Consider the following 25443-nt stretch of genomic DNA (forward strand, 5'->3'; position numbering starts at 1 on the left):
AGCCCTGCCATCCGACTGCCGGTCACCGTCCGTCTCCCGTTTCGCTGTTCCGGTTTCTGCTAGCGTAGCAGGTCATGAGCCGCTACTCCCAAACACGATTGCAACCCGGGCGCGCCCCGGTCGTTATGCCACGGTGATGAATCTGCAACTCCCTCCCAGACCGCAGGGGCTTCTGACATCGTGAGCGAGCTCGGCATGGTTCTGTTGGGCGTCGCGATCGGGTTCATCGCGGCGGCCCCCGTCGGCCCGGTCAACGTCATGACCATGCAGCGGGTGTTCCGCCACGGCTTCCTGGCCGGCCTCATCGCCGCGCTCGGGTCGGTGGTCGCCGACGCCATGTTCGCCGCCGCGGCCGCCTTCGGCCTCTCCGCCGTGGGCGACTTCTTCGAGGGCCACGCCCGGATCATCCAGATCGTCGGCGGCTGCTTCCTGATCCTGTTCGGGGTGCGCATCGTCCTCAGCCACCCGCACTTCAATCCGGAATATCCCGAGCGCAAGGGCGGCATCCTGTCCGGCGTGGCGGGCGCCTTCGCGCTCACCATCACCAATCCGGGCACGCTGCTCGGCTTCCTCGCGCTGTTCAGCGCGCTCGGCGACTGGGCGCCGGAATCGGGCGACTGGCTGGGCGCCGGCGAGCTCGTCCTCGGCGTCATCGGCGGCAGCTTCCTGTGGTGGCTGATGATCGCCTCGCTCGTGGCCAAGCTGCGCGACCATCTCGACGACCACTGGCTGGAACGGGTGAACTGGTTCGCCGGCGGCCTGCTGATCACCTTCGGGCTGGTGATCCTGATCCGGCTCGGGCTGATCTACGGCGGGCTTCTCTAGCGACCGGCCCTTCGCCGAAGCCCGCGGCGCGGCCGCCTCAGTCCACCAGCGCCCGGCTGCGGGCGACGATGTCGGCCAGCCCGTCGGTGGTGGCAAGCCCGTCGATCTCGTCCGGCGTGCACCAGCGCACCGCCGCCGCGTCGTCGCCGGCCACCGCCGTGCCGGACAGGTAGCGCCCGGCGAAGATCGTCAGCAGGAAATGCAGCGCCACGCGCCCGTCCTCGCCGCGCCGGATGACGTCGAGCACGTCGACGAGCCCGCGGATCTCGGCGCGCACGCCGGTCTCCTCGGCGAGCTCCCGGAGCGCGGTCTCGCGGACCGTCTCGCCGTGCTCGACGCTGCCGCCCGGCAGGCTCCACAGCCTCGGCAGCGGCTCCTTGGCCCGCAGCACCAGGAGCACGCGGCCGTCCTTCCAACAGGCGATGCTGGCGCCCAGGCGGGGCAGGTCGACGGCGGGCAAGATCGGCTCGGGCATGGCGGTCCATCGGCGGGAAGGGCAGGGGGCGCATGGACACGCGGCGGGTCGATGCCGATATTGGGGTCATCCCGGCCGCCGCCAGCGGCCCTCGTTTCACCGACGGACACCGGCAGCCCATGTGCGGACGCTTCACTCTGACCGCCCCGCCCGAGGCGGTCAAAGCCTTCTTCGGGGCCGGTGAGGCCCACGAGGCGCCGCCGCGCCACAACATCGCGCCCACCCAGCCGATCCTGATCGCCCGCGAGGACCAGCCGGGCGTCCGCCGCCTGGTGCTGGCGCGCTGGGGGCTGATCCCCGGCTGGGTGAAGGATCCGGCGACCGTGTCGCTGATGTTCAACGCGCGCTCGGAGACCGCCGTCGTCAAGCCGTCCTTCCGCGGCTCCATGCGCCACAAGCGCTGCCTGATCCCGGCGAGCGGTTTCTACGAGTGGCAGAAGCGCAAGGGCGGCAAGTCGCAGCCGTTCCTGCTGCAGCCGCCCGGCGGCGGGCTCGTCGCCTTCGCCGGGCTGTGGGAGGACTGGTCCGCCCCCGACGGCGGCGTCATCGAGACGGCGACGATCCTGACCACCGCCGCCAACGCCGCGCTGGCGCCGATCCACGACCGGATGCCGGCCGTCATCGCGCCGGAGGATTTCGCCGCGTGGCTGGACGCCCGCACCGTCACCGCCGCCGATGCGGCGAAGCTGCTGCGGCCGGCGCCCGATGCCACCTTCGAGGCGGTGCCGGTCGGGGAACGCGTCAACGCGGTGAAGAACGACGACGCCGGCGTGCGCGAGGCGGCCGAAATCGATCCCGCCCCGGCGGAGGAAGCGCCCGCCAAGCCAGCCAAGGACAAGGCCCAGTTCGACCTGTTCGGCTAGAGGACGAACCGGGTGGCCGGTACCCCGGTCTCTCCCTCGAACGGCCTTGGAGACAGATCTCCCCAGCGCGCGACCGCGCGCCGGCCGCAGGCCGCGCCCGCGCAGCCCCGCGCCCTTGCGCGCGGCGTGAGCGCTAAAGAAAAATCTTCCGCTACTGCAGCGGCACCGCCGCCACCCGGCTCTGGAAGCCGTCGCGCGCCGCGATCTCGGCGAACCAGCGCTCCAGGTGCGGCATGTCCGGCCTCTCGTCGACCAGCTCCAGGAACCGCCGCGCCATCACGCCGACCGGGATGTCGCCGTAGCTGAACGCCTCGCCGGCGATGAAGCGCGAGCTCCCCAGCCAGCGGTCGACCATGGCGAACGCGTCGGTGGTCTTGGCGCGGGCGGTGTCGATGGCCGCCATGTCGCGGTCCTCCGGCGCGGTGCGCACCAGGCCCCAGAACAGCGGCCGGATCGTCGGCGACAGGATCGACAGCTCCCAGTCCATCCACTGCCCGGCGATGCCGCGGGCGCGGGCGTCGCCCGGGTCGAGCGGGCCGGGGTAGCGCTCGGCCAGGTAGCGGACGATGGCGTTCGATTCCCACAGCACGAAGCCGTCGTCCTCCTCCTCCAGCGTCGGCACCAGCCCGTTCGGGTTCAGCGCCAGGTAGGCGGGCTCGCGGTTCAGCCCGAACGGCCCGCCGACGTCCACCCGCTCGAAATGGAGCCCGAGCTCGAACAGCGCCCACATCACCTTCTGCACGTTGGCGGAGGTGTTCCGGCCCCAGATCTTCGACATGTCTTCACTCTCTCAAGCGGCCCCCCGGGCCGGAAAATGGCCAGTGCCGTCCTGGGCCGGGCGCGCGCGGCGTCCCGGTCCCGGAGCGGCTTCGGTATGCGTTAGAGAACCCGCCCCGGATTCATGATGCCCTTCGGGTCGAAGGACGCCTTGATCCGCTGCATCATGTCGATTTCCAGCGGGCTGCGCACGCTCGCGACGAGGTCGCGCTTCAGCCGGCCGATGCCGTGCTCGGCCGAGATCGACCCGTGATGGGCGACCACCACCGCGTGGACGGCGGCGTTCACCTCTTTCCAGCGGTCCAGGTACGCCTGCTTGTCGGCGCCGACCGGCTGGCTGAAGTTGAAGTGCAGGTTGCCGTCGCCCAGATGGCCGAACGGCACCGGCCGGATGCCCGGGATCAGCTCGGCGACCGCCCGCGTCGCTTCGGCGATGAACGCCGGGATCGCCGCGATCGGCACCGCGATGTCGTGCTTGATCGAGCCGCCCTCGTAGAGCTGCACCTCCGACATCATGTGGCGCAGCCGCCAGAAGCCGGCCGCCTGGTCGAGGCTTTCCGCCACCACCGCGTCGACGACGATCTCCGCCTCCAGCGCCGCGCCCAGCGTCTCCTCCAGCAGCGCGCGGGCTTCCTCGCGGCCGTGGCCTGAGGCGATCTCCGTCAGCACGTACCAGGGGTGCGGCTCGGTGAACGGCTCGCGCACCCCCTCGGCATGGGCGAGCACGAACTCCAGCCCCTGCCGGCCCATCAGCTCGAAGGCGACGACCGACGATCCGGCCGCCTTGCGGACGCGCTCGAACAGCGTGACGGCGGCCTCGGGCGAGGCGAGGGCGGCGATCGCCACCTCGCTCGCCACCGGCCGCGGCACCAGCTTCAGCACCGCCGCGGTGACGATGCCCAGCGTGCCTTCGGCGCCGATGAACAGGTGCTTCAGGTCGTAGCCGGTGTTGTCCTTGCGCAGCCGGCGCAGGCCGTTCCAGATCTCGCCGGTCGGCAGCACCACCTCCAGCCCCAGCACCAGGTCGCGCGTGTTGCCGTAGGCGAGCACCCCGGTGCCGCCGGCGTTCGACGAGATGTTGCCGCCGATCTGGCAGGAGCCCTCGGAGGCGAGCGTCAGCGGAAACAGCCGGTCGACCGCTTCCGCCGCCTGCTGGATGCGCTCCAGGATGACGCCGGCCTCCACGGTCATGGTGAAGCCCTCCGGATCGACGTCGCGGATGCGGTCGAGCCGCGACACCGACACCACGATCTCGGCGCCGCTGTCGTCCGGCACCTGGCCGCCGACGAGGCCGGTGTTGCCGCTCTGGGGAATGATCGCGGTGCCCGATTCGCTGGCGAGCGCCAGGATCCGGCTGACTTCCTCCACCGAGCCCGGCCGCAGCACCAGCGGCGTGCGGCCGTGATAGAGGTGCCGCCATTCCTTCAGGTACGGCTCCTGGTCGGCGGGGCTGGACAACGCGTAGCGGTCGCCGACGATGTCGGTGAACCGGCGCAGGAGGTCGTCTGTGGGAAGCGCTCTGGAGGACATGGACTCTCACTTGCCACGGCTTCGGGCGCCCGTCGAGATGGCCGGACAAGATGCGGGCGGGGCGAGGCGGCTTGATGCCCCGAAAAGCGTGTGCCATATCGATGCGGCCCCTCGGGCCGCATCTCCAACAGTTGGATCAGTACGTACATCATGGTCGACGCACACGGCATCATGGCGGGAAAACGGGGCCTGATTCTGGGTGTCGCGAACAACCGGTCGGTGGCCTGGGGAATAGCGAAATCCGTCAGTGACCATGGTGGCGAGCTCGCCTTCACCTACCAGGGCGACGCGCTGCGCAAGCGGGTCGAGCCGCTGGCCGCGGAACTCGGCGCCACGGTGGTCGGCCACTGCGACGTCACCGATCCGGGGTCGATCGACGCGGTGTTCGATCGGGTGAAGGAGATGTGGGGCAGCCTGGATTTCGTCGTCCATGCCGTCGCGTTCTCCGACAAGGACCAGCTGACCGGCCGCTACGTCGACACGACGTCCGACAATTTCAACAAGACCATGTCGATCTCCTGCTACTCGCTGACGGCGATCGCCCAGCGGGCGGAGCCGCTGATGAGCGGCGGCGGGTCGATCCTGACGCTGACCTACTACGGCGCCGAGAAGGTGATGCCCCACTACAACGTGATGGGCGTCGCCAAGGCCGCGCTGGAGGCGAGCGTCCGCTATCTCGCCGTCGACCTCGGCCCCAAGCAGATCCGCGTCAACGCGCTGTCGGCCGGCCCGATTCGCACGCTGGCGGCGTCGGGCATCGGCGATTTCCGCTATATCCTGAAGTGGAACGAGTTCAATTCGCCGCTGCGCAAGACGGTGTCGATCGAGGAAGTCGGCGACGCCGCCCTCTATCTGCTGTCGCCGCTGTCGCGGGGCGTGACGGGCGAGGTGCACCACGTCGATTCCGGCTACCATGTCGTGGGCATGAAGGCCGTCGACGCGCCGGACATCTCGACGGTCTAGGGCACGTTGGTGCGGGTCGGACCGATCTGAACGGGGAGTATGGGCGTAGTGCCGAGTGAAGCGACGACGCGGCAGAGACGTCCATGAAGCCCGACATCCGCCTGATCCACATCCGCCACGGCCAGACCGACTGGAACGCCGAGGCGCGCCTCCAGGGCGAGACCGACATCCCCATCAACGCGCTCGGGCGCGAGCAGGCGCGCCGCAACGGCTCGCGGCTGCTCTATTGCCTGACCGGCATGAAGCGCTCCCACGACAGCTTCGACTGGGTGGCCTCGCCGCTGTCGCGGGCGCGGGAGACGATGGAGATCGTCCGCACCGAGATGGGGCTGGATCCCACGGCCTACCGGCTCGACGAGCGGCTGCGCGAGATCGCCTTCGGCAAGTGGCGCGGCCACACCATCGCCGAGCTGAAGCAGGTGGATCCCGACGCGGTCGCCGCCCGGCGCCTCGACAAGTGGGGCTTCCTGCCGCCCGGCGGCGAAAGCTACGCCGACCTCAAGACCCGGATCGAAGGCTGGCTCGACGAGCTGGACCGCGACACCATCGTGGTGTCCCACGGCGGCGTGTTCCGCGTCCTCAACCACCTCATCGCCGGCACGCCGGCCCATGCCGCGCCCGAGCTGCCGGTGCCCCAGGATCGCATCGCGGTGTTCCGCGGCGACACCGTCGAGCTGCTCTAGGCTCAGGACCCGCAAGCACGCTTCGGGCGCGACCGGTCGCCGAAGCGAACGACCGTCTCGCCGTCTCCCAACCCTCCGCCATCCGACCGTGGCTCGCCACAGGCTTTCGGGTCAGATCAGGCTCTTTTCGTCCGTCGTCCCGTCGGCGATGGTCTCGGGGCGATTGCGTCGGTTGAAGCTGTTGATGAAGGCCTGGGCGGCGTACTGCCAGGCGATGTTGCGCGCCTCGTCCCCGTGCGATCCGAAGTTTCCGGGATGAAGCGTGCCCGTTTCCGACCGGAGCGTCCGGATTCGGGCGGAGAGGGCCTCGGGGGCGAGGGGAGCGAAGACGGCGGGGCCGGATGTCCCCCGTTCAAGGGTCTCGACGATATGGTCCTCGGACGCCGCCAGGGTCGCGGCCATGTCCGCGTTCTGCCGGCCGGACAGGATGACCGCCTCGTCGGCCAGGTCCGGGGAGACGTATCGGGAGAACAGGGCGCGTCCGAACGCTCGGTCGCAAGGCGTCATATACTGTTCCTGAGGGACGGCAAGGGCGACGCGCCGGACCCTGTTGTCGCCGCAGGGGTCGCGGAAATCCACCCCGGTCTCCGCGAGCAACGCCTTCAGGAAAACGCCCACGTCCAGAAGCTCGTAGACGACCAGTCGCGGGTCCAGCGAACGTGCTTTCTTCGAGTGGAAGAAGTCACCGTTCCATTCCGCCTGCCTGGCGGCGAGGTCATGGCGGCTGATGACCTCCTCGCTCAGGCGCTCGATCTCGTGCATGCGGCGCCATCGTCCGGTGGCCTTCAGAATCCCCTCGCGCAGGCGGCGAGGCAGGTGATCCACACAGGGCCGCAGCCAGGCCTTCCACGAGATCTCCCCGCGCATCAGCGGTCGGGCCCGCAGATGCAACCAGGCGAGCAGGCCGTTGTCGCGGCGGTAGGTGGATTCCACGAGCCCGCATCCGGCGGAAAATCCGACATTGCCCGACAGGCCCGTCAGCAGGACCCGGACGCCTTTCTGACGGGCCTCCCGGCCGATGGCGTCGAACCAGCAGGTGTGGAAGGGCAACTGAAGCGGGGCATCCAGGGAGTGCGTGTAGCGTGCCACGACCGTAGACAGCTTGGTCCCGTCATTGGGAACGATGTGGTGCCGCACCGAGGGGAACCGGTCGGCGATGGCCTTGGCGCGACGGGATTCGTCCAGCCAGTCCCGGCGGTCCGCGGGAAGGATCGAGGGGTCCCTGGGGGCGGCGGTGAAGGCGTGGAACGGGGTGGTCGATGGCAGCTGCCGCACGGCGATACCCATGACGGTCGAGGTATCGAGGCCGCTGCTGAGCTGCCCGCCGATTCCCCCTACGCGCCGCAGCTGGGCCGCCACGGCTTGAGTCATGGCCGTGTCGAAGGCCTCCAGGTTTACCTCGAAGCCCCGCGACCGATCCGCGGTCAGCGTCTCCAGGTCCCGCCATCGCCGAACGGTCTGGCCGGAGAAGGACAGCTCGACCAGATGTCCCGGGGGGACCCTTTCGACGTGCTCGAACAGGGTTGTCGTATCGGACCGTGGGTACTTCAGGAACCACAATGCGACGGCGGCCACGTTCATGGCGCGGTCCATGTCCGGCAGGGCGTGCAGCCCTTTCGGCATGGATGACACGGCGATGAAGTCCGCCTGCCTTGTGAAGAAGAGCGGCCGGTACCCGACTTCGTCCCGGGCGAGCGTGAGGACGGATCGGCTCACGTCCCAGTGAACCAGGGCAAAGGGGCCGCAGAGGCGGGGCAGGGTGTCGGCGACCCCCCATTCTTCGATCGCCATCGCCAGGAGGGTGGAGTCGGCCCATTCGCTGGCGTCCGCGCCATCCCGGCCCAACGCGGACAGCACCTCCTCGCGGTTGTCGATCCGGCCGTCGAACAACAGGCGGGCGCTGCCTCCGGACAGCGGCAGGGGCTGCTGGTCGTAATGGTCTTCCGGGGTCAGCCGGCAGAGGAGCCGCGCCAGGGCCCACCCCTCTCCGCCCTCCTGGGACGTGTCGTCGGGGCCATAGGCGCCCAAAGCCCGCGCCATGCGGGCGATGGACTCGGAGGGCGAAACGGAATGGGCGTTGGTGATGATCGCGCCGAGAGCGGTCACGGCTGATTCCCAAACCAGAAGACGCCGTGGCGCGGGGCACAAGCCGGCCCGCACGCCCTCGGCTCTTTGGAAGAGGCGGGGGAGTGATCTCGGTGGCGGCGCCCGGAACTAACTAGGAAGAGAATGGATCCGCGTTTCCTCCCGCCGCCCCATGCGTCTCGTCGATGTCGAGGCGCTGGAGTTTAGGGGGCTGCCAGGCGACCTTCTCGCGGAGAAGGCACGCGTCGTCGGCAGAGCGGACTTCGTCGGAAAGATCTTGTGCGTTTTTCGTCATGGCCCGAACCACTGCTTGTACCCCGTCGACGATACAACTCTTTGCGTGAGCGAGGCAAGGCAAGGCTGGCTCGGCCGAAGTGTTCCCGCAGGTGTCGCGGTGCCGGACCTTGCACGGCGATCGGCGCACCACACGAAAAGGGTTCCTGGCGTGCTTGGAAAAGCGGTTGCGCGCGCGCGAACCCGCCGGCCCGCGCGGTTGCGAGGGTGCTTGCGTCGGCGTGAGCGCACAGAAACCATCGCGTCCGGTTTGACCGGCGGCCCGCACCTATCTAGATGAGGGCTCCACACACACGGCGATCGCGTTCATGTCCCACAACACCTTCGGCCATCTGTTCCGCGTCACGACCTTCGGCGAAAGCCATGGTCCGGCCCTCGGCTGCGTGGTCGACGGGTGCCCTCCGGGGCTGGAGCTGACGCGCGCCGACATCCAGGCGGCGCTCGACCGGCGGCGTCCCGGCCAGTCGCGCTTCACCACCCAGCGCCGCGAGCCCGACGAGGTCCGCGTGCTGTCGGGCGTGGTGGAGGACGAGGATGGCCGGATGCGCACGCTGGGCACGCCCATCGCGCTGGTCATCGAGAACGTCGATCAGCGCTCCAAGGACTACAGCGCCATTTCCGACCGCTACCGGCCCGGCCACGCCGACTACACCTACGATGCGAAGTACGGCCTGCGCGATCCGCGCGGCGGCGGCCGCTCGTCGGCGCGCGAGACGGCGGCGCGCGTTGCGGCCGGCGCCATCGCCCGCAAGGTGCTGTCCGGCGTCACCATCCGCGGCGCGCTGATCCGCATCGGCCGGCACGAGGTCGACCGTTCCCGCTGGGACTGGGACACCGTCGGCGACAACCCGTTCTTCTGCCCGGACCCCGGCATGGTGCCGGTCTGGACCGACTATCTCGACAAGATCCGCAAGAGCGGCTCCTCCATCGGCGCCGTGGTCGAGGTGGTCGCCGAAGGCGTGCCCGCCGGCCTCGGCGCGCCCATCTACGCCAAGCTCGATCAGGAGATCGCCGGCGCGATGATGTCCATCAACGCGGTGAAGGGCGTCGAGATCGGCGCCGGCTTCGGCGCGGCCGAGCTGTCGGGCGAGGAAAACGCCGACGAGATGGTGATGGGCAACGACGGCCGGCCGCGCTTCATGTCCAACCATGCCGGCGGCATCCTCGGCGGCATCTCGTCGGGACAGCCCGTCGTGGTGCGGTTCGCGGTCAAGCCGACCTCGTCGATCCTCACGCCGCGGCGCTCGGTGACCAGCACCGGCGAGAACGTCGAGGTCTCCACCAAGGGGCGGCACGACCCTTGCGTCGGCATCCGTGCGGTCCCGGTGGGCGAGGCGATGATGGCCTGCGTGCTGGCCGATCATCTTTTGAGGCACCGCGGGCAGGTAGGTCCCGGTGCGCGTGACACTCTGGGTTCGAGCGAGGCATTCGGTTGATGACGGAACATTCAAGCCGGGTTGCTGACGCGATCCGGGCGTTCGAGCGTGGCGAGATCGTCGTCGTCACCGACGACAACGACCGGGAAAACGAGGGCGATCTGATCGTCGCCGCCACCCATGCGACGCCGGAGAAGGTCGCCTTCATCGTGCGCCACACCAGCGGCATCGTCTGCGCGCCGATGACCCGCGCCGAGGCCGAGCGGCTCAACCTGGCGCCGATGGTGTCGGACAACAACGCGCCGCTCTCCACCGCCTTCACCGTCTCCATCGACGTGCGTCACGGCCTCACCACCGGCATTTCCGCCGAGGAGCGCTGCAACACCGTGCGGGCGCTGACCAACCCCAACCTCGGCGCCTCCGACTTCGTGCGTCCGGGGCACGTGTTTCCGCTGATCGCCCGCGACGGCGGCGTGCTCATGCGCTCCGGCCACACCGAGGCGGCCGTCGATCTCTGCCGGCTGGCCGGCCTGCCGCCGGTGGGCGTCATCTGCGAACTCGTCAACGACGACGGCACCGTCAAGCGCGGCGAGCAGGTCGCCCGCTTCGCCGACGAGCACGGGCTGAAGACGGTGTCGGTCGCCGATCTCATCGCCTGGCGCCAGCGCACCGAGCGGCTGGTGGAACGGGTCGGCGAGGTGATGGTCGACACGCCCGTCGGGCCCGCCCAGGCGGTCAGCTACCGCACCCGCTTCGAGGCGGTGCAGCACCTCGCGCTGATCTTCGGCGACATCCGCGACGGAGAATCGATCCCGGCGCGCCTGCAGCGCGAGACGATCCTCAACGACGTGTTCGGCCGCCATCGCCAGATCGAGGGCGTGCTGGGCCGCATCAAGGAAGCCGGCCGCGGCGTCGTCGTCTATCTCCGCGACGGCTCGGTCGGGGTGACGCCCACCTCCGAGCGGCCGCGCCAGATGGCCAGCCCCGACGAGGGCCACGACACCGCCCAGAAGCGCGACGAGGAGTGGCGCGAGATCGGGCTCGGCGCGCAGATCCTGCGCGACCTCGGCGTCAGCTCCATCCGCCTGCTGGCGGGCCGCGAGCGCCACTATGTCGGTCTCGACGGCTTCGGCATCACCATCGACGGCACCGAGATCATCGATGACCGCGCCGGTTGATCCGCCGCGGGAGGAGGGGCCGGAGCCGGTCCCGCGCTCCTTCGCCGTCGGCTACAACCCGTCGGGCGGCGAGATCTACGTCTACGGCGGCGCGTCGCTGGTGGTGATCGGCTGCATCATCACCGCCGTCCAGGGCCACCCGGCGGCGCTGCTTCTGTCGCTGGTCGGGCTCGGCAGCACGTTCTACTACCGCCCGTTGATGGAGGCGCGCCGCCCCCAGCTCGGCGCCAGCATGCAGGGGCTCTACGTCGACCGCATCGGCGTCATCGGCTGGCGGGCGATCGCCGACATCGACATGTTCGAGACCTACATCCGCACCATGCGCTTCACCCGGCTGGTGGTGACGCTGTCGATGCCCCTCGACAAGGCCGTCGTGCAGCCCGAGGTGACCGCGACCTGGCGGCGCTACACCAGCAAGAACTGGACGCTCAAGGGCAACGTGCTGGAGATCAAGCTCGACACGCTGCGCGCCGATCCGGAGGTGGTGCTGCGGCGCGTGAAGGCGTTGCAGAAGATGGCCGCCGCCGCCCGGACCTGACCGCGCCCGCGCGGCACCCCGCCCGAGCACGGCACCCCGCACGCGCACGCCTCAGGAACCCGCGTCAGCTCTCTGATTTCAAATGGAAATTTGGTTCAGGCCTGCGACCGTTCACCGAGGCTTTCGGCGGTCGCGAGCAGCGCCATCTTGGCCTTGTGCCGGTACGGCCGGGTGCGCCGGAGCGTGACGGCCATCGACCGGTGGGCGCGCGCCTCGACCCATTCCAGGCCGCGGTCGACGCGCGCGTGGTTGGCGCGCACGCGGCGCAGCGTCCGCTTCGCCCGCGGGCTCACCGTGAGCAGCAGGAACAGCCCGATGGCGATCAGCGGAACGCCGGTGGGAAGGGGTGTCCAGACGGTCAGGAGACCGGCAATCAGGCAGACCACAGCCAGACAGGTGACCGCTAGCTTGCGCATCCCCGCGTTTCCCGATTCGAGCGTCCGTCGTTCCTTATCTGGTGCCCACACTACGCCGGATTTGTGACCGGGGCATCACGCCCGCTCGGCGCTCCGGCGGAACGTCGTGACCTTCGACAGGAACGCCGTTTCCTGCCGCTCCACGGCAAATCCCGCCGCCACGAACGGCGCCGCGATGTCGGCGATCAGGTAGTTCCGGTAGTAGGGCTCGTGGAACATCTGCGGAAACAGGTCGAGCAGGCCGTCGAAGTCCGGCCGGTCGCCGAACTGCAGCGAATCCACCATCACCACCAGCCCGCCCGGCGCGATCACCCGGGCGAACTCGCGCGCCACCGCGCCGCGCACCTCCGGCGGCAGCTCGTGGAACAGGTAGATCACCGTCGCGAAGTCGGTGGAGCCGGTCGCCAGCGGCAGCGCGGCGGCGTCTGCGACGGCGACGCCGGTGCGCGGGCGCCGGCCGAGGGTGGTGCGCGCGTGCGCCGCGTAGGCCTCCGACAGCTCCACGCCGAGGGTGGCGAGCCGCGGGAAGGCGCGGTTGACGGTGCCGAGGAACGCGCCGGTGCCGCAGGCGACGTCCACCAGCGACAGCCCGCGCTGGTCGCGCTTCGCCAGCTCCTCGGCGATCGGCACCAGCGCCTGCCGGCGCATGGCCGCGGCCGCCCCCAGGAACAGCGTCTCCACCTGGGTGTCGTAGATCCGGGCCGAGCGGTCGCTCATCCAGCCGTCGGTCTGGAAGTGGAAGTTCTGCAGGTAGTAGTCGGGCCGCGGCGCGCCGTCGCCGGCGAGCTCGTGGTGGCTCTGGCTGTGGCGGCGGCGGACGACCTCCGGCAGGTCCTCGAAATAGAGCCGGGCCCGCTTCACCGCCCCGGCGATGCCGCCGCGCTCGTCCCGCGGCATCGGGTAGAGGCCGGCCTCGACGTTGCGCATGTCGCGCTTGAGCAGCTTCTGCACGTCGTCGAACAGCGCCGCGCGGTTCGGCACCGGCCGCTCGGTGCGCGCCCGCCGGCGGTCCTCCTCGGGGATGTCGCGCTCGAGGCGCGAGACCAGCCGCGACGACAGCGCGCTCTGCGTCCCGTACCAGCCGACGCGCGCCCCCTGGGCGAGCGCGAAGCGGGCGCGGGTCGACAGGCGGTCAAGCGACATCGGCGCCATCGGTCATCTCCTCGTCAGGACGGCCACCACCTCGATATGGGGCGCGTAGAGGAACTGGTCCACGGGTGTGACACTCTCGACCGCGTAGCCGCCGTCGATGAGGATCCTGAGGTCGCGGGCGAGCGTCGCCGGGTTGCACGACACCGCCACCACGGTGGCCACCTTCGACGCGGCGATCTCGGTCGCCTGGTCGGCGGCGCCTGCGCGCGGCGGATCGAACACCAGCCCGTCGAAGCGGTCGAGCTCCTTGGCGGAAACCGGGAACGTGAACAGGTCCCGCGCTTCCGCCTTGAACGCCTTCAGCCCGTCAGTGCGGTTGGCCGCCTCGAGGCTGGCGTTCAGCAGCGCCCGGTCGGATTCCACCGCCAGCACCGGCGCCGTCTCGGCGAGCCGCAGGGCGAAGGTGCCGGCACCGGAGAAGAGGTCGATCACGCGCTTCGCCCCGGAAAGCGCCTCCACCACCCGCGAGGCCAGCGCCTCCTCGGCCTCGGCGGTCGCCTGCAGGAAGCCGCCCGGCGGCAGGGCGACCCGCGCCTTGCCGATGCGCACGACCGGCTCGGCCAGCGCCAGCACGGCCCGGCCGTCGAGGCTGACCCGGGCGATGCGGGCGCGCTGCATGATCTCGGCCAGCGCCGCGAAGCGCGCCGGATCGGGCTCCAGCCCGTCCTCGATCGCCACGTCGACGCCGGTGTCGGTCTCCGTCACCGTCATCCGCAGCGGGCCCTTCTTGGGCGCCGTCATCCGGGCGATGTCGCGGAACGCCCCGAAGCGCTCCACCAGCCCCGGCGTCAGCACCAGGCAGCTCTCGATGTCGACGATCGCGTGGGAGGCGCGCGCGTGGTAGCCGAGCCGGACGGTGCGGCCGAGCGGCAGGGCCGTCAGCACGGCGCGCCGCCGGGTGCCCGGCGTCGCCGGCACCATCGGCGCCACGGGCACGTCGATGCCGCGCGCCGACAGCGCCGCGACCACCAGCTCGCGCTTCCAGGCAAGGTACGGGTCGGTCGCCATGTGCTGCACGGCGCAGCCGCCGCAGCTGCCGAAATAGGGGCAGGGCGCCTCCACCCGGTCGGGCGAGGCCACGTCCACCGCGACCAGCTCCGCCTGGGCGCCGGTGGCGCGCACCTGCACCGTCTCGCCGGCGAGCGTGCGCGGCACGTAGATCGACGGATGGGTGTCGGCGATGCCGTCGCCCTTGTGGCCCAGCTCGCGGATGCGGACCGTCAGGTCGCGGGCGGCGGGGGCGGGGCGCTGCGGGCGTCCGCCGGTGCGTCGGTGCGGCTGTCTCATCGGCCGGCCGCCCGGGCGCAGAGAAGGTACTCCTGGTTGCCGTCGCCGCCGGCGATCGGCGAGGCGATCAGCCCCCGCACCGTCCAGCCCGGCGTCGCGTCCACGAACCGGCGCACGCGTTCCAGTGCCTCATCGACCATTGCTGTCTCCCGGACGATGCCGCCCTTGCCGATGCCCTCGCGACCGACTTCGAACTGGGGTTTGACGAGGGCGACGAGGTCCGCCCCCGGTGCGGCGAGAGCCAGTGCCGGCGGAAGCGCCAGGATCAGGGAAATGAAGCTCAGGTCGGCGACGATCAGCGACGGCGCGACCGCCAGGTGCGCCGCCTCCAGCTCGCGCACGTTCAGGCCCTCGATGGAGCGGACCCGCGGATCGGACGCGACCTCCCCGGCAAGCTGCCCGTGGCCGACGTCGATGGAGGTCACCGAGCGCGCGCCGCGCTCCAGCAGCACCTGGGTGAAGCCGCCGGTGGAGGCGCCGAGATCCACCGCATCACGCCCGCCCGGGTCGATCCCGAACGCGTCGAGGGCGGCCGTCAGCTTCAGCGCGCTGCGGGAGACGTAGCGCGCCGCCGGATCGGCGATCTCGATCGCCTGCTCCGGCCGAACGCGCACGCTCGGCCGCGACACCGGCGTGCCGTCGACCCGGACGGTGCCGCGCAGCACCGCGTCGCGCCCCGCCGCGCGCGAGCGCACCAGCCCGCGCTCCGCCAGCGCCTGGTCGAGGCGCATCGCCCGCCCTGTCGCCGGCGCGTCCGTCTGGTCGTCGATGTCGGTCAATCGTTCAGCCTCAGAAGCAGCCGGCCAGGGATGCGAGCATCTGTTCCACGAACATGCCCTCGCCGTAGCGCAGCCACAGGACCGAGCCGATGACGACGAGCGAGACGCAGACCAGAGTTGTGCCGATCGCGGCGGGCCAGGTCATGTGAGACCGCTTCGAATGGGGCGCCGCCTCGTGCGGCGCTGTCGGGACAACCCTATCAGGGTCAGCCCCCGGCGACGAGCCGCTCGAGCTTGGCCACCGCGTTCTCCTTGGATTCGCGGTAGTCGATGGTGCCCGTGAACTCGCCGTCCTCGTCGAACAGCATCACCGCGGCCGAGTGGTCCATCGTGTAGTTGCCGTCGTCCAGCGGCACCTTCTTGGCGTAGACGCGGTACTTGGAGATGACGTCGTCGATCTGCTCCCGGGTGCCGGTGAGGCCGACGATGCGCGGGTCGAACGACGACAGGTAGCTCTTCATCTGCTCCGGGGTGTCGCGCTCCGGGTCCACCGTCACGAAGATGATGTTCAGGTCGTCCGCCTTGTCGCCCAGCGCGTCCAGCCAGCCGCCGGCCTCGTAGAGCGTCGTCGGGCAGACGTCCGGACAGAAGGTGAAGCCGAAGAACATCGCCCGCGGCTTGTCGGAGAAGTTGGCCTCGGTCACCCGGTCCCCGTCGCTGTCGACGAGCGCGAACGGCCCGCCGATGGTCGCGAGCCCCTGCTTCGGGCCGCCCATCTCGCCGGTGTACCAGCCGATCGAGGCGACCGCGGCGGCGATCGCCACCAGCGCGACCAGTCCCCAGGCGACGTAACGAACGAGTTTCATGGCTTTCATCCCGCGGATCGTTTGCGACAGTCATAGACCTGTCGCGCCGCGACGGAAGTGGCGAAACCGGTGGCCAAGGGTCGCAGGCCGGGCCGCTCGCGGGCCCGTCGGGGGCGCGTCACCGGTTGTTCTCCGAAAGCGCACCGCCGCCGCCCCGGTTCACTTCGTCGTCTAGGGCGTCGAGCGCCTCTTCGCGCTCGCCGGTCGGCGCCAGGATCATGTCGTCGTAGTCGGTCTCGGCATCGGGCACCGGGAAGCCCGCCGTCTCCACCAGGTTGTCGAACTCGTGCTCGCTCGTCGGCGGCGCTTCCGGCGTCTCCATCATCGGATGGCTCTCGTCGACGGGCTCTGGCGTGATGGCGCCGCCGACCGGCGCGGTCGAGTAGATGTCGAAGTCGGTCTTCTCCTCGGTGGTGAGCGCCTTGCGCACCCGGATCCGCACGATGATGAAGGCGGCGAGGGCCAACTGTATCAGCGCGCAGTAGAGGAACAGCCCGCCGGATCCGGAGAGTTTCATGGCCAGCGAGGCGATCAGCGGCCCGAGCACCGAGCCGACGCCGTAGAGCAGCAGCACCGTGGCCGAGGTCTCGACCATGTTCTCCTGCTCGGTGGCGTCGAAGGCATGGGCGGCGGCCAGCGAATAGCCGGGAAAGGCGAACGCTCCGAAGACGAAGCCGATGATCGCGATGGTCATCCAGTCCGGCGACGTCGTGTGCCACAGCGCCAGCGCGGCGACCACCGACGACAGCATGGCGCCGACCATCACGAGGCGTCGGTCGTAGAAGTCGGACAGGCGGCCGAGCGGGTACTGGCCGATGGCGCCGCCGACGAAGCACATGCTCATGAACACCGCGGCCTGGCTGGCGCTGAAACCGCGCGACGTCGCGAACACGGGTCCGAGGCCCCAGATGGCGCCCAGGATGAACCCGCTGCCGGTGGCCCCCACGACCGCCGCGGGCGTGGCGTTGAAGAGCTGGCGTGGTCGGAACCGCACGACGGCGATCGGGGCGGGCTGGCCGGCGTTGGTCAAGGCGATTGGCACCGCCGCCAGCGACAGCAGGATCGAGGCGAGGGCGAACTGGCCGAAATCGGTGATCGGGAACAGCGTCACCGCGAGCTGCCCCAGCATGATGGTGCCGAAGCTGACGAGCACGTAGGCCGACATCACCTGCCCACGCGTGGTGTTGGTCGCCCGGTCGTTCAGCCAGCTTTCGATGATGATGAACTGGCAGGCCGTGCAGAAGCCGAACAGCAGGCGGAACAGGCTCCAGCTCGCCGGCGAGACGACCAGCGGGAACGCCAGCGAGGCGGCCGAGCCGATGGCGATCATCGCGGCGAAGGCCCGGATGTGCCCCGACCGGAGAATCACGAAGGGGCCGAAGAAGCAGCCGGCGACGAAGCCCATGTAGTAGGCCGATCCGAGCAGGCCGAGCGACAGCGCGCCGAACCCTTCGGCCTCGCCGCGCAGCGGCAGCACGGTGGACTGCAGGCCATATCCCGACAGCATGAACGCGGTGCCGATGAGGACCGCGGCTATGGGCGCCAGCGCTTTCAGCATTCGGCCACCTTGGTGTTCGCCGGGTAATGCCGATCGGGACCGGCGGCGGTAGAATCGGGCACGGACGGGCTGCGGCGTGCCGGTCCCCCAGTGTCGGCACGGGCCGTAGTGGGCGAAGCGGACGAAAACATGGAAGCAGCGTGCCGAATGTCGGGCCGCCGGGCTTCCATCCCTCCTGCCTTAACCCCACCCGTGAGGGCTGTGCAATGGATGAATCGCCGCCATCCTACCGGCTAGCGGGGCTGGCTGTGCCGGGGCTGTCGCCGGTCGGCGCCCGCAGCCTGTCCAAACCCCGTCCGCGGGCCTAGAATTCCCGCAGATCAGGACTGACCGTGCGGCGGGTCCGGAGGACGACATGAGTTGGATGCCAAGCGAAAAGCCGGCCTCGGTGGACGAGGACGGCCTGCCGGTCGACCTGGTGGTCGTTCCCCGCGCCCACGACATCGGCGGGCTGGAAGTGCGCCGGGCGCTGCCCACGGCGCGGCGGCGGATGGTCGGGCCGTTCATCTTCTTCGACCAGATGGGCCCGGCCGAGATGCCGGTGGGCGAGGGGCTCGACGTCCGTCCCCATCCCCACATCGGGCTGGCGACGGTGACCTACCTGTTTGAGGGGGAGATCATGCACCGCGACAGCCTAGGGACCGTGCAGGCGATCCGCCCGGGCGAGGTGAACTGGATGACGGCGGGCAGGGGGATCGCCCATTCCGAACGCTCGCCGGCCGAGGAGCGCGCCAAGGGGCCGAACATGCTGGGTCTCCAGCTCTGGGTCGCGCTTCCGAAGGACGCCGAGGAAATCGAGCCGGAGTTCTTTCACTACGACGGCGCCGCGCTGCCGACGCTCGAGGACGCCGGCAAGCGCGTCCGGGTGATGATCGGCTCGGCCTACGGCCAGTCCTCGAAGGTGAAGACCTATTCCGACACCCTTTATGCCGATGCGGTGCTGGAGACCGGCGCCCGGCTGCCCCTCGATGTCGGGCACGAGGAACGGGCGATCTATCTGATGTCCGGTGCCGTCGAGATCGGCGGCGAACGGTACGAATCCGGCCGCCTGATCGTCTTCCATCCGCACCATGCCGCCACCCTGGTGGCGCTCGAACCGACGCGCCTTGTGATCGTGGGGGGTGCCACGATGGATGGGCCACGCCATATCTGGTGGAACTTCGTGTCCTCGTCGAAGGAGCGGATCGAGGATGCGAAGGCCGACTGGAAGGCGGGACGCTTCGCCGCGGTGCCCGGCGAACACGAGCTGATCCCGCTGCCCGAGCGGTGACCGGATCGACTGAACGCTGACGCCGCGTTTGCGTTGGTGTAGGGAAGGACCCGCCGCGCGACCGGCCGGGGCTGCGGCTTGGAGCGGCCCGGTTCACGTGCTAACGCCCCATCGGCTTGGCGCTTCCGAACAGTCGCACGGATCCGGTCCGCGCGGCCGGATGACGCCGAAGACTTCCGTGCCGGCTGCCCGCAGCGCTGCACGCAACGAGATGTTTGACGAGAGGACGGCACAGCTTGACCGAGGAACGCGAGCCGACATCCCGGACGCCGCTGCTGGACCAGATCCGCACGCCGGCCGATTTGCGGCGGCTGCCCGAGACGGACCTGAAGCAGGTTGCCGACGAGCTGCGCACGGAGACCATCGACGCGGTCTCGGTGACCGGCGGGCATCTCGGCGCCGGCCTCGGCGTCGTCGAGCTGACGGTTGCCCTGCACCACGTCTTCGACACGCCGCGCGACAAGCTCATCTGGGACGTCGGCCACCAGTGCTATCCCCACAAGATCCTGACCGGCCGGCGCGACCGCATCCGCACCCTGCGCCAGGTCGACGGGCTGTCGGGCTTCACCAAGCGGGCCGAATCCGACTTCGATCCGTTCGGCGCGGCGCACTCCTCCACCTCCATTTCGGCCGGGCTCGGCTTCGCCGTCGCGCGTGACCTGCTGGGCGAGAAGCACAACGTCGTCTCGGTGATCGGCGACGGCGCGATGTCGGCCGGCATGGCCTACGAGGCCATGAACAACGCCGGCGCCATGGGCGAGCGGCTGATCGTCATCCTCAACGACAACGACATGTCGATCGCGCCGCCGGTGGGCGCCATGAGCGCCTATCTGGCGCGGCTGACCTCGGGCGAAGCGTACGTCTCCATGCGCGAGGCGGTGAAGGGGATCGTCAGCCATCTGCCGCGGTTCGTCGAGCGCGGCGCGGCGCGGGCCGAGGAGTTCGCCCGCGGCTTTGCCATGGGTGGCACGCTGTTCGAGGAGCTCGGCTTCTACTACGTCGGCCCCATCGACGGGCACAACCTGAACCACCTGCTGCCGGTCCTGAAGAACGTCCGGGACGCGAAGCGCGGCCCCATCCTGGTCCACGTGGTGACCCAGAAGGGCAAGGGCTACGCGCCCGCCGAGGGCTCGACCGACAAATATCACGGCGTGTCGAAGTTCGACGTCGTCACCGGCAAGCAGGCGAAGGCGGTTTCCAACGCCCCCAGCTACACCAAGGTGTTCGGCCAGAGCCTCATCCAGGAGGCGCGGAAGGACGACCGGATCGTCGCCGTCACCGCTGCCATGCCGTCGGGCACTGGCATCGACCTCTTCCAGGAGGTTTTTCCGAACCGGACCTACGACGTCGGCATCGCCGAGCAGCACGGCGTCACCTTCGCGGCCGGTCTGGCCGCCGGCGGCCTGAAGCCGTTCACGGCCATCTATTCCACCTTCCTGCAGCGCGCCTACGACCAGATCGTCCACGACGTCGCGATCCAGAAGCTGCCGGTCCGCTTCGCCATCGACCGCGCGGGCTTCGTCGGCGCCGACGGGCCGACCCATGCCGGCACCTTCGACATCGCCTACCTCGCCTGCCTGCCCGGCATGACGGTCATGGCCGCCGCCGACGAGGCGGAGCTGCGCCACATGGTGGCGACCGCCGCCGCCCACGACGACGGGCCCATCGCCTTCCGCTATCCGCGCGGCGAGGGCGTCGGGGTGGAGCTGCCCGAGGTCGGCGTTCCGCTCGCCATCGGCAAGGGCCGGGTGATTCGGGAGGGCACCACCGTCGCGCTGCTGTCGTTCGGCACCCGCCTGGCGGCGGCGCTGCAGGCGGCCGAGGAGCTCGAGACCCACGGCGTGTCGGCCACCGTCGCCGACGCCCGCTTCGCCAAGCCCCTCGACGAGGACCTGATCCGGCGGCTCGCCCGCGAGCACCAGATCCTGGTCACCCTCGAGGAGGGCTCCATCGGCGGCTTCGGAAGCCACGTGCTCACCTTCCTCGCGGGCGAAGGCCTGCTCGACAACGGGCTCCGCGTCCGCCCGCTGGTGATGCCGGACACCTTCGTCGACCAGGACAAGCCCGAGCGGATGTATCAGCTCGCGGGCCTCGATGCCGCGGGGATCGTGCGCACCGTCTTCGAGGCGCTCGGTCGCGACAAGCTCACCCACGCCCAGCGCGCATAAACGCGCAGTTTCGCGCAAGAACGCGCAGAATCGCGCAACGTGGCCCCACGCGCGGCGAGCGCTGCGCGCGATGTCAGGATTTCATCCTAAAGTATTGAATTGAAAGGCGTTTGCGCGAATCGCGCGGTCAGCTCGGGTCGAACGGCTCGGTGCCGCTGGAGATGCCGTCCGCGCGCGCCTGGATCTTCTCCACGCGCAGCTCCGCGCGCTTCAGAAGCGCCTCGCAGTGGTTCTTCAGCGCCTCGCCGCGCTCGTAGATGGCGATCGACTTCTCGAGCGGCACCTCGCCCTTTTCCAGTTCGCCGACGATCTTCTCCAGCTCCGCCAGCGCCTGTTCGAAGCTGAGTGCGGCGATGTCGTCGGGAATGGGGGACGCGTTTGCGGTCACGCAGGGCCTCGTCTGGCTGAAATCGGGTTGGCGGGGGCCGTGGTCGCCCGCATCAGGCGTCCATCAACGCCATGACATGGGCCGCCGTGGACCGGGCGAGCCCTTCCAGATCGTACCCGCCTTCAAGCACCGAAACCACCCGGCCGTGGCAGTATTGGTCGGCGATTTCCATCAGGTGGTAGGTGATCCACGAGAAATCCGCCTCGACCAGCAGCAGCTCGCCGAGCGGGTCGCGCACGTGCGCGTCGAAGCCGGCGGACATGATCACGAGATCCGGACGGAAGTCCTTGAGCGAATTGAGAATCCGGCTGCGCATGGCATCCTTGAACACCTCGCCGTCGGCGCCGGCCGACAGGGGGGCGTTGAAGATGTTGCCGGCCCCGGTCTCGCGCTGCGCTCCGGTGCCCGGATAGAGCGGCATCTGGTGGGTCGAGCCGTAGAACACCGACGGATCGTCCCAGAAGATGTCCTGGGTGCCGTTGCCGTGATGGACATCGAAGTCGACGATCGCCACCCGCTCGGCGCCATGCGCCGCCTGGGCGTGACGGGCCGCGATGGCGGCGTTGTTGAAGAAGCAGAAGCCCATCGCCGTCGAGCGCTCGGCATGGTGGCCGGGCGGGCGGCTGGCGCAGAAGGCGTTCGAGACGCGCCCCGTCATCACCTCGTCCACCGCCGTGCAGGCCGCGCCGGCGCCGAGCAGCGCCGCGTCCAGCGTTCCGGCCGACATGGTGGTGTCCGCGTCAAGCCTGGCGAAGCCGGTTTCCGGCGCGGTGGCGCGGATGTGCTGGATGTACGAGGTCGGATGGCAGCGGGCGATCTGCTCGTCGTTGGCCGGCGTCGCGAGATCGCGCTCGAGCTGCTGGAAGCGCTCGTGCTCGAGAATCCGGTCGATCGCCCGGAGGCGGTCTGGTCGTTCCGGATGACCCTCGGGGGTCAGGTGTTCGAGGAATTTCGGATGATGCAGAAGGAGGGTTGGCACAGAGCGCTGTCCGTTCTTGTTTGACGTCGATCAGACGCCGCCCCGCCGGACTTTGTCAATCAAAGGACGTGGGAAACCGGGAAATCGCGGCCGCTCAGGGGCGGGGAGCCGCGGCCCGCACCAGCCGGTCGCGGATCGCTTCCCCGATGCCGGACCGGGGAATCGGGGCGACGGCGATGATCGGCGCGCCAGAGCGGTCGAGGCGCCTGAGCGCCGCGAACAAGGCGGTCGCCGCTTCGTTCAGATTGCCGGTCACGCTGAGATTCTCGCACGCGACCGCCTTTTCGGCGCCGCTCGGCAGCGACGGGCCGAAGGCGAGGCACGCCTCGCCGGCGAGCACCTCCGTGGCGTCGAGCCGCACCGCAGCGCGCGGCGCGTAGTGGGAGGCGAGCAGGCCCGGCGCGATCGGCGCTTCCCCCGCGTCGGCGGGCGGTGCCTGGAGCGGCGCGCCGAGCACGCGCTCGATCGCCGCGCGGTCGAGCCCGCCCGGCCGCAGCAAACGGGCCGTCGGGCCTGTGAGGTCGACGATGGTCGATTCGACGCCGATCGCGCAGGGGCCAGCGTCGAGCACCACCGAAACCGCGCCGCCCAGGTCCTCCACCACGGCCTCGGCCGTCGTCGTGCTGATCCGGCCGGACCGGTTGGCGCTCGGCGCGGCGATCGGGCGGCCGAGGGCGGCAGCCAGCGCCTGCATCAGCGGGGCGGCGGGAACGCGGAGCGCGAGGCTAGGCAGGCCGGCGCTCGCCGACGCCGCGACCCGGCAGCCGGCGCTGCGCGGCACGACGAGCGTCATCGGCCCGGGCCAGAATGCGTCGGCCAACCGGAGTGCCCGGGCGTCGAGGTCGCCCTCCCGCGCGGCGGCGTCCAGATCCGCGACATGGGCGATGAGAGGGTTGATGGAGGGGCGGCCCTTCGCCGCGTAGAGCCGGGCGATCGCGTCCGGATTGGTGGCGTCGCAGGCGAGCCCGTAGACCGTCTCGGTGGGAACGGCGACGAGTTCGCCCCGCGCCAGCGCGTCGAGGGCAGCGGCAAACGCAGCCGGGTCGTCCTCCGGCGTGGTCATCCGGGCGACACGGGGCGCGGTCTGCGCTTCGGTGGGTGCTTCTCCAGCCATTGACGGCACGCGGCGGCTTTCTACTGTGATCTCCAGACGGGGCCGTATCGGACAAGCCGGACGTGGCCCGCCCAATCGGATTGCCCGTGCCGCCTCCGGACGTCCGGACAACGGCAAGCGGGGACAGGGAGAACCTTATGGCCTACCGGGCACCCGTAGACGAGATCGCATTTACGCTCAAATCGGTGGCAGGCGTCGACCGGCTGCTGGCGGATGGTCTGTTTCCCGAGCTGAGCGAGGATCTCGTCGACGCGATCCTGACCGAGGCCGGAAAGTTCGCCGCCGACCAGATCTCACCCCTGAACGTCGTCGGCGACCGCCACGGAACGCCAATGCGCGACGGGCAGGTGACGATGCCGCCGGGCTGGAGCCAGGTCTACGACCAGTGGGTCGAGGGCGGATGGCCGGCGCTGACGGGACCCGAGGCGTTCGGCGGGCAGGCGCTCCCGAAGGCGCTCTATGCCGCGATCGTGGAAATGTGGAACCAGGCCTCGCCGGCCTTCGCCATCGGACCGATCCTCACCGCTGGTGCCATCGAGGCGGTCGAAAGCCATGCCGCTGAGGACCTCAAGGCGCGCTTCCTGGAGCCGCTGGTGACCGGCCGCTGGGCGGGCACGATGAATCTGACCGAACCCCAGGCGGGGTCCGACGTCGGGGCGCTGCGCACCCGCGCCGAACCCGCCGGCGACGGCACCTACCGGATCTTCGGCCAGAAGATCTACATCACCTACGGCGACCATGACCTCACCGAGAACATCATCCATCTGGTGCTGGCGCGGCTGCCCGATGCGCCCGCTGGCACGCGCGGCATTTCCCTGTTCCTGGTTCCCAAGATCATGGTGGAGGAGGACGGCAGCCTCGGCGCGCGCAACGACGTCGTCTGCCGGGCCATCGAGCACAAGCTCGGCATCCACGGCTCGCCGACCTGTACCATGGGCTACGGCGACCGGGGCGAGGGTGCGGTTGGCTACCTGATCGGCGAGGAGAACCGGGGCCTGAACTGCATGTTCACGATGATGAACAATGCCAGGCTCGCGGTCGGCCTGCAGGGCGTGGGGATCGCCGAACGCGCGCTCCAGCAGGCCGCGGCCTATGCCGGAGAGCGGACCCAGGGGCGGGCGCCCGGCGCCGAGGGCGACGGCATGTCGCCGATCATCGAGCATCCCGACGTGAAGCGGATGCTGCTGACCATGCGCGGCCTCACCGAAGCCGCCCGCGCCATAGCCTATTCCTGTGCCGTCGCCATCGACCGAGCGGAGACGATGTCGGGCGACGATGCGCGCTTCTGGCAGGCGCGCGCCGACATCCTGACCCCCATTGCCAAGGCGTTCTCCACCGACATCGGGGTGGAGGTCGCCTCGCTCGGCGTCCAGGTCCACGGCGGCATGGGCTACGTGGAGGAGACGGGAGCGGCGCAGTTCCTGCGCGATGCGCGGATCTTCCCGATCTACGAGGGCACCAACGGCATCCAGGCGATCGACCTCGTCATGCGCAAGCTGCCGATCGGCGATGGGAAAGCGTTTGCGGCGTGGGTTTCGGAGCTGTCGGCCGATGCCGAGCGCGTGCGCGCAAGCAACGATCCCGCCCTGAGCGCGGTGGGATCACGGCTCGACGATGCGATCGCCGACATGGCGGCCGCGGCGTCATGGCTCGGCACGGCGCGCGCCGAGGGAAAGATCGCCGAAGCACTCGCCGGCGCGACACCTTTCCTGCGCCTGTGTGGGCTGACGGCGGGTGCCGTCGCGCTGGCGAAGGGCGCGCTGCTGGCCACCCAGGACCCGGACATCGCCTCCTCGCCGGCGGCGGCCCGCAGGGCGCTCGTGGCGCGCTATTTCGCGGCCAATCCGTTGACCGCCACCGCCGCGCTTCGGCGGGAAATCGAGGAAGGGGGCGACGTGATCGCCTCTGCCGCGCCGGTGCTTCTCGCGTCCTGACCGCG

The 25443-nt window shown here is 70.1% G+C and carries 24 protein-coding genes; 10 read left to right on the top strand and 14 right to left on the bottom strand.

What is annotated here, in order from left to right:
- The first annotated feature begins 195 nt into the window (after positions 1–195).
- Complete coding sequence (locus AB7M35_RS01790) at positions 196–825, top strand: LysE family translocator (RefSeq protein WP_453956749.1); 630 nt, start codon at positions 196–198, stop codon at positions 823–825.
- Between the two features lie 37 nt (positions 826–862).
- Here the strand turns inward: AB7M35_RS01790 and AB7M35_RS01795 are convergent, their stop codons facing one another.
- Complete coding sequence (locus AB7M35_RS01795) at positions 863–1300, bottom strand: NUDIX hydrolase (RefSeq protein ID WP_453956751.1); 438 nt, start codon at positions 1298–1300, stop codon at positions 863–865.
- 119 nt (positions 1301–1419) lie between these two features.
- Here AB7M35_RS01795 and AB7M35_RS01800 point away from each other — a divergent pair, with 119 nt between their 5' ends.
- Positions 1420–2163 carry an SOS response-associated peptidase gene (locus AB7M35_RS01800; protein ID WP_453960557.1) on the top strand — a complete coding sequence of 248 codons (744 nt, stop codon included), beginning with the start codon at positions 1420–1422 and terminating at the stop codon, positions 2161–2163.
- 151 nt (positions 2164–2314) lie between these two features.
- Here the strand turns inward: AB7M35_RS01800 and AB7M35_RS01805 are convergent, their stop codons facing one another.
- Together AB7M35_RS01805 and AB7M35_RS01810 are read right to left on the bottom strand one after the other, a co-directional pair.
- The gene (locus tag AB7M35_RS01805; RefSeq protein WP_453956753.1) at positions 2315–2941 is read right to left on the bottom strand and encodes a glutathione S-transferase family protein; all 627 of its coding nucleotides are present in this window, start codon (positions 2939–2941) and stop codon (positions 2315–2317) included.
- Positions 2942–3042: 101 nt separating this feature from the next.
- Positions 3043–4470 carry an FAD-binding oxidoreductase gene (locus AB7M35_RS01810; protein ID WP_453956755.1) on the bottom strand — a complete coding sequence of 476 codons (1428 nt, stop codon included), beginning with the start codon at positions 4468–4470 and terminating at the stop codon, positions 3043–3045.
- A 150-nt stretch (positions 4471–4620) separates the two neighbouring features.
- Here AB7M35_RS01810 and fabI point away from each other — a divergent pair, with 150 nt between their 5' ends.
- Together fabI and AB7M35_RS01820 are read left to right on the top strand one after the other, a co-directional pair.
- The gene (fabI, locus tag AB7M35_RS01815; protein WP_453956757.1) at positions 4621–5433 is read left to right on the top strand and encodes an enoyl-ACP reductase FabI; all 813 of its coding nucleotides are present in this window, start codon (positions 4621–4623) and stop codon (positions 5431–5433) included.
- Positions 5434–5516: 83 nt separating this feature from the next.
- Positions 5517–6116: a histidine phosphatase family protein gene (locus AB7M35_RS01820; protein WP_453956758.1), complete on the top strand. Its 600-nt coding sequence runs from the start codon at positions 5517–5519 to the stop codon at positions 6114–6116.
- A gap of 111 nt (positions 6117–6227) precedes the next feature.
- On the opposite strand, the gene AB7M35_RS01825 is transcribed toward AB7M35_RS01820, so the two are convergent.
- A complete protein-coding gene (locus tag AB7M35_RS01825; protein WP_453956760.1) occupies positions 6228–8222 on the bottom strand; it encodes an asparagine synthase-related protein in 1995 nt (664 codons plus the stop codon).
- 581 nt (positions 8223–8803) lie between these two features.
- On the opposite strand from AB7M35_RS01825, the gene aroC reads away from it, so the two are divergent.
- The 3 genes from aroC to AB7M35_RS01840 are packed head-to-tail and all read left to right on the top strand — an operon-like array spanning position 8804 to position 11587.
- Positions 8804–9931 (top strand): chorismate synthase, encoded by a 1128-nt coding sequence (aroC, locus tag AB7M35_RS01830; protein WP_453956762.1) that lies wholly within the window; start codon positions 8804–8806, stop codon positions 9929–9931.
- A complete protein-coding gene (gene ribB / locus AB7M35_RS01835; protein WP_453956764.1) occupies positions 9931–11049 on the top strand; it encodes a 3,4-dihydroxy-2-butanone-4-phosphate synthase in 1119 nt (372 codons plus the stop codon). Before aroC ends, ribB begins: the two co-directional genes overlap by 1 nt.
- Positions 11033–11587 carry a hypothetical protein gene (locus AB7M35_RS01840; RefSeq protein WP_453956766.1) on the top strand — a complete coding sequence of 185 codons (555 nt, stop codon included), beginning with the start codon at positions 11033–11035 and terminating at the stop codon, positions 11585–11587. The genes ribB and AB7M35_RS01840 overlap by 17 nt, the downstream gene beginning before the upstream one ends.
- 95 nt (positions 11588–11682) lie before the next feature.
- On the opposite strand, the gene AB7M35_RS01845 is transcribed toward AB7M35_RS01840, so the two are convergent.
- The 7 genes from AB7M35_RS01845 to AB7M35_RS01875 form a co-directional block, all read right to left on the bottom strand.
- Positions 11683–12003 carry a hypothetical protein gene (locus tag AB7M35_RS01845; RefSeq protein ID WP_453956768.1) on the bottom strand — a complete coding sequence of 107 codons (321 nt, stop codon included), beginning with the start codon at positions 12001–12003 and terminating at the stop codon, positions 11683–11685.
- Between the two features lie 75 nt (positions 12004–12078).
- Positions 12079–13155 carry a class I SAM-dependent methyltransferase gene (locus AB7M35_RS01850; RefSeq protein ID WP_453956770.1) on the bottom strand — a complete coding sequence of 359 codons (1077 nt, stop codon included), beginning with the start codon at positions 13153–13155 and terminating at the stop codon, positions 12079–12081.
- 3 nt (positions 13156–13158) lie between these two features.
- Positions 13159–14442: a class I SAM-dependent RNA methyltransferase gene (locus tag AB7M35_RS01855; RefSeq protein WP_453956772.1), complete on the bottom strand. Its 1284-nt coding sequence runs from the start codon at positions 14440–14442 to the stop codon at positions 13159–13161.
- The gene (locus AB7M35_RS01860; protein ID WP_453960559.1) at positions 14439–15173 is read right to left on the bottom strand and encodes a TlyA family RNA methyltransferase; all 735 of its coding nucleotides are present in this window, start codon (positions 15171–15173) and stop codon (positions 14439–14441) included. The genes AB7M35_RS01855 and AB7M35_RS01860 overlap by 4 nt, the downstream gene beginning before the upstream one ends.
- 58 nt (positions 15174–15231) lie before the next feature.
- The gene (locus AB7M35_RS01865) at positions 15232–15366 is read right to left on the bottom strand and encodes a hypothetical protein (RefSeq protein ID WP_453956774.1); all 135 of its coding nucleotides are present in this window, start codon (positions 15364–15366) and stop codon (positions 15232–15234) included.
- Positions 15367–15427: 61 nt separating this feature from the next.
- The gene (locus tag AB7M35_RS01870) at positions 15428–16027 is read right to left on the bottom strand and encodes an SCO family protein (protein WP_453956776.1); all 600 of its coding nucleotides are present in this window, start codon (positions 16025–16027) and stop codon (positions 15428–15430) included.
- Positions 16028–16145: 118 nt separating this feature from the next.
- The gene (locus AB7M35_RS01875) at positions 16146–17585 is read right to left on the bottom strand and encodes an MFS transporter (protein WP_453956778.1); all 1440 of its coding nucleotides are present in this window, start codon (positions 17583–17585) and stop codon (positions 16146–16148) included.
- Between the two features lie 355 nt (positions 17586–17940).
- On the opposite strand from AB7M35_RS01875, the gene AB7M35_RS01880 reads away from it, so the two are divergent.
- Positions 17941–18855, top strand: a complete 915-nt coding sequence (locus AB7M35_RS01880) for a pirin family protein (RefSeq protein WP_453956780.1) — start codon at positions 17941–17943, stop codon at positions 18853–18855.
- A gap of 236 nt (positions 18856–19091) precedes the next feature.
- Positions 19092–21023 (top strand): 1-deoxy-D-xylulose-5-phosphate synthase, encoded by a 1932-nt coding sequence (gene dxs / locus AB7M35_RS01885; RefSeq protein WP_453956782.1) that lies wholly within the window; start codon positions 19092–19094, stop codon positions 21021–21023.
- A gap of 127 nt (positions 21024–21150) precedes the next feature.
- Here the strand turns inward: dxs and AB7M35_RS01890 are convergent, their stop codons facing one another.
- The 3 genes from AB7M35_RS01890 to AB7M35_RS01900 form a co-directional block, all read right to left on the bottom strand.
- Positions 21151–21411 carry an exodeoxyribonuclease VII small subunit gene (locus AB7M35_RS01890; protein WP_453956784.1) on the bottom strand — a complete coding sequence of 87 codons (261 nt, stop codon included), beginning with the start codon at positions 21409–21411 and terminating at the stop codon, positions 21151–21153.
- A 52-nt stretch (positions 21412–21463) separates the two neighbouring features.
- Complete coding sequence (locus AB7M35_RS01895; RefSeq protein ID WP_453956786.1) at positions 21464–22390, bottom strand: histone deacetylase family protein; 927 nt, start codon at positions 22388–22390, stop codon at positions 21464–21466.
- A 94-nt stretch (positions 22391–22484) separates the two neighbouring features.
- Positions 22485–23504 (bottom strand): L-threonylcarbamoyladenylate synthase, encoded by a 1020-nt coding sequence (locus AB7M35_RS01900; protein ID WP_453956788.1) that lies wholly within the window; start codon positions 23502–23504, stop codon positions 22485–22487.
- Positions 23505–23641: 137 nt separating this feature from the next.
- Here AB7M35_RS01900 and AB7M35_RS01905 point away from each other — a divergent pair, with 137 nt between their 5' ends.
- Complete coding sequence (locus tag AB7M35_RS01905) at positions 23642–25438, top strand: acyl-CoA dehydrogenase (RefSeq protein WP_453956790.1); 1797 nt, start codon at positions 23642–23644, stop codon at positions 25436–25438.
- The last annotated feature ends 5 nt before the right edge of the window (positions 25439–25443 follow it).

This window comes from Amorphus suaedae, from assembly GCF_053629675.1.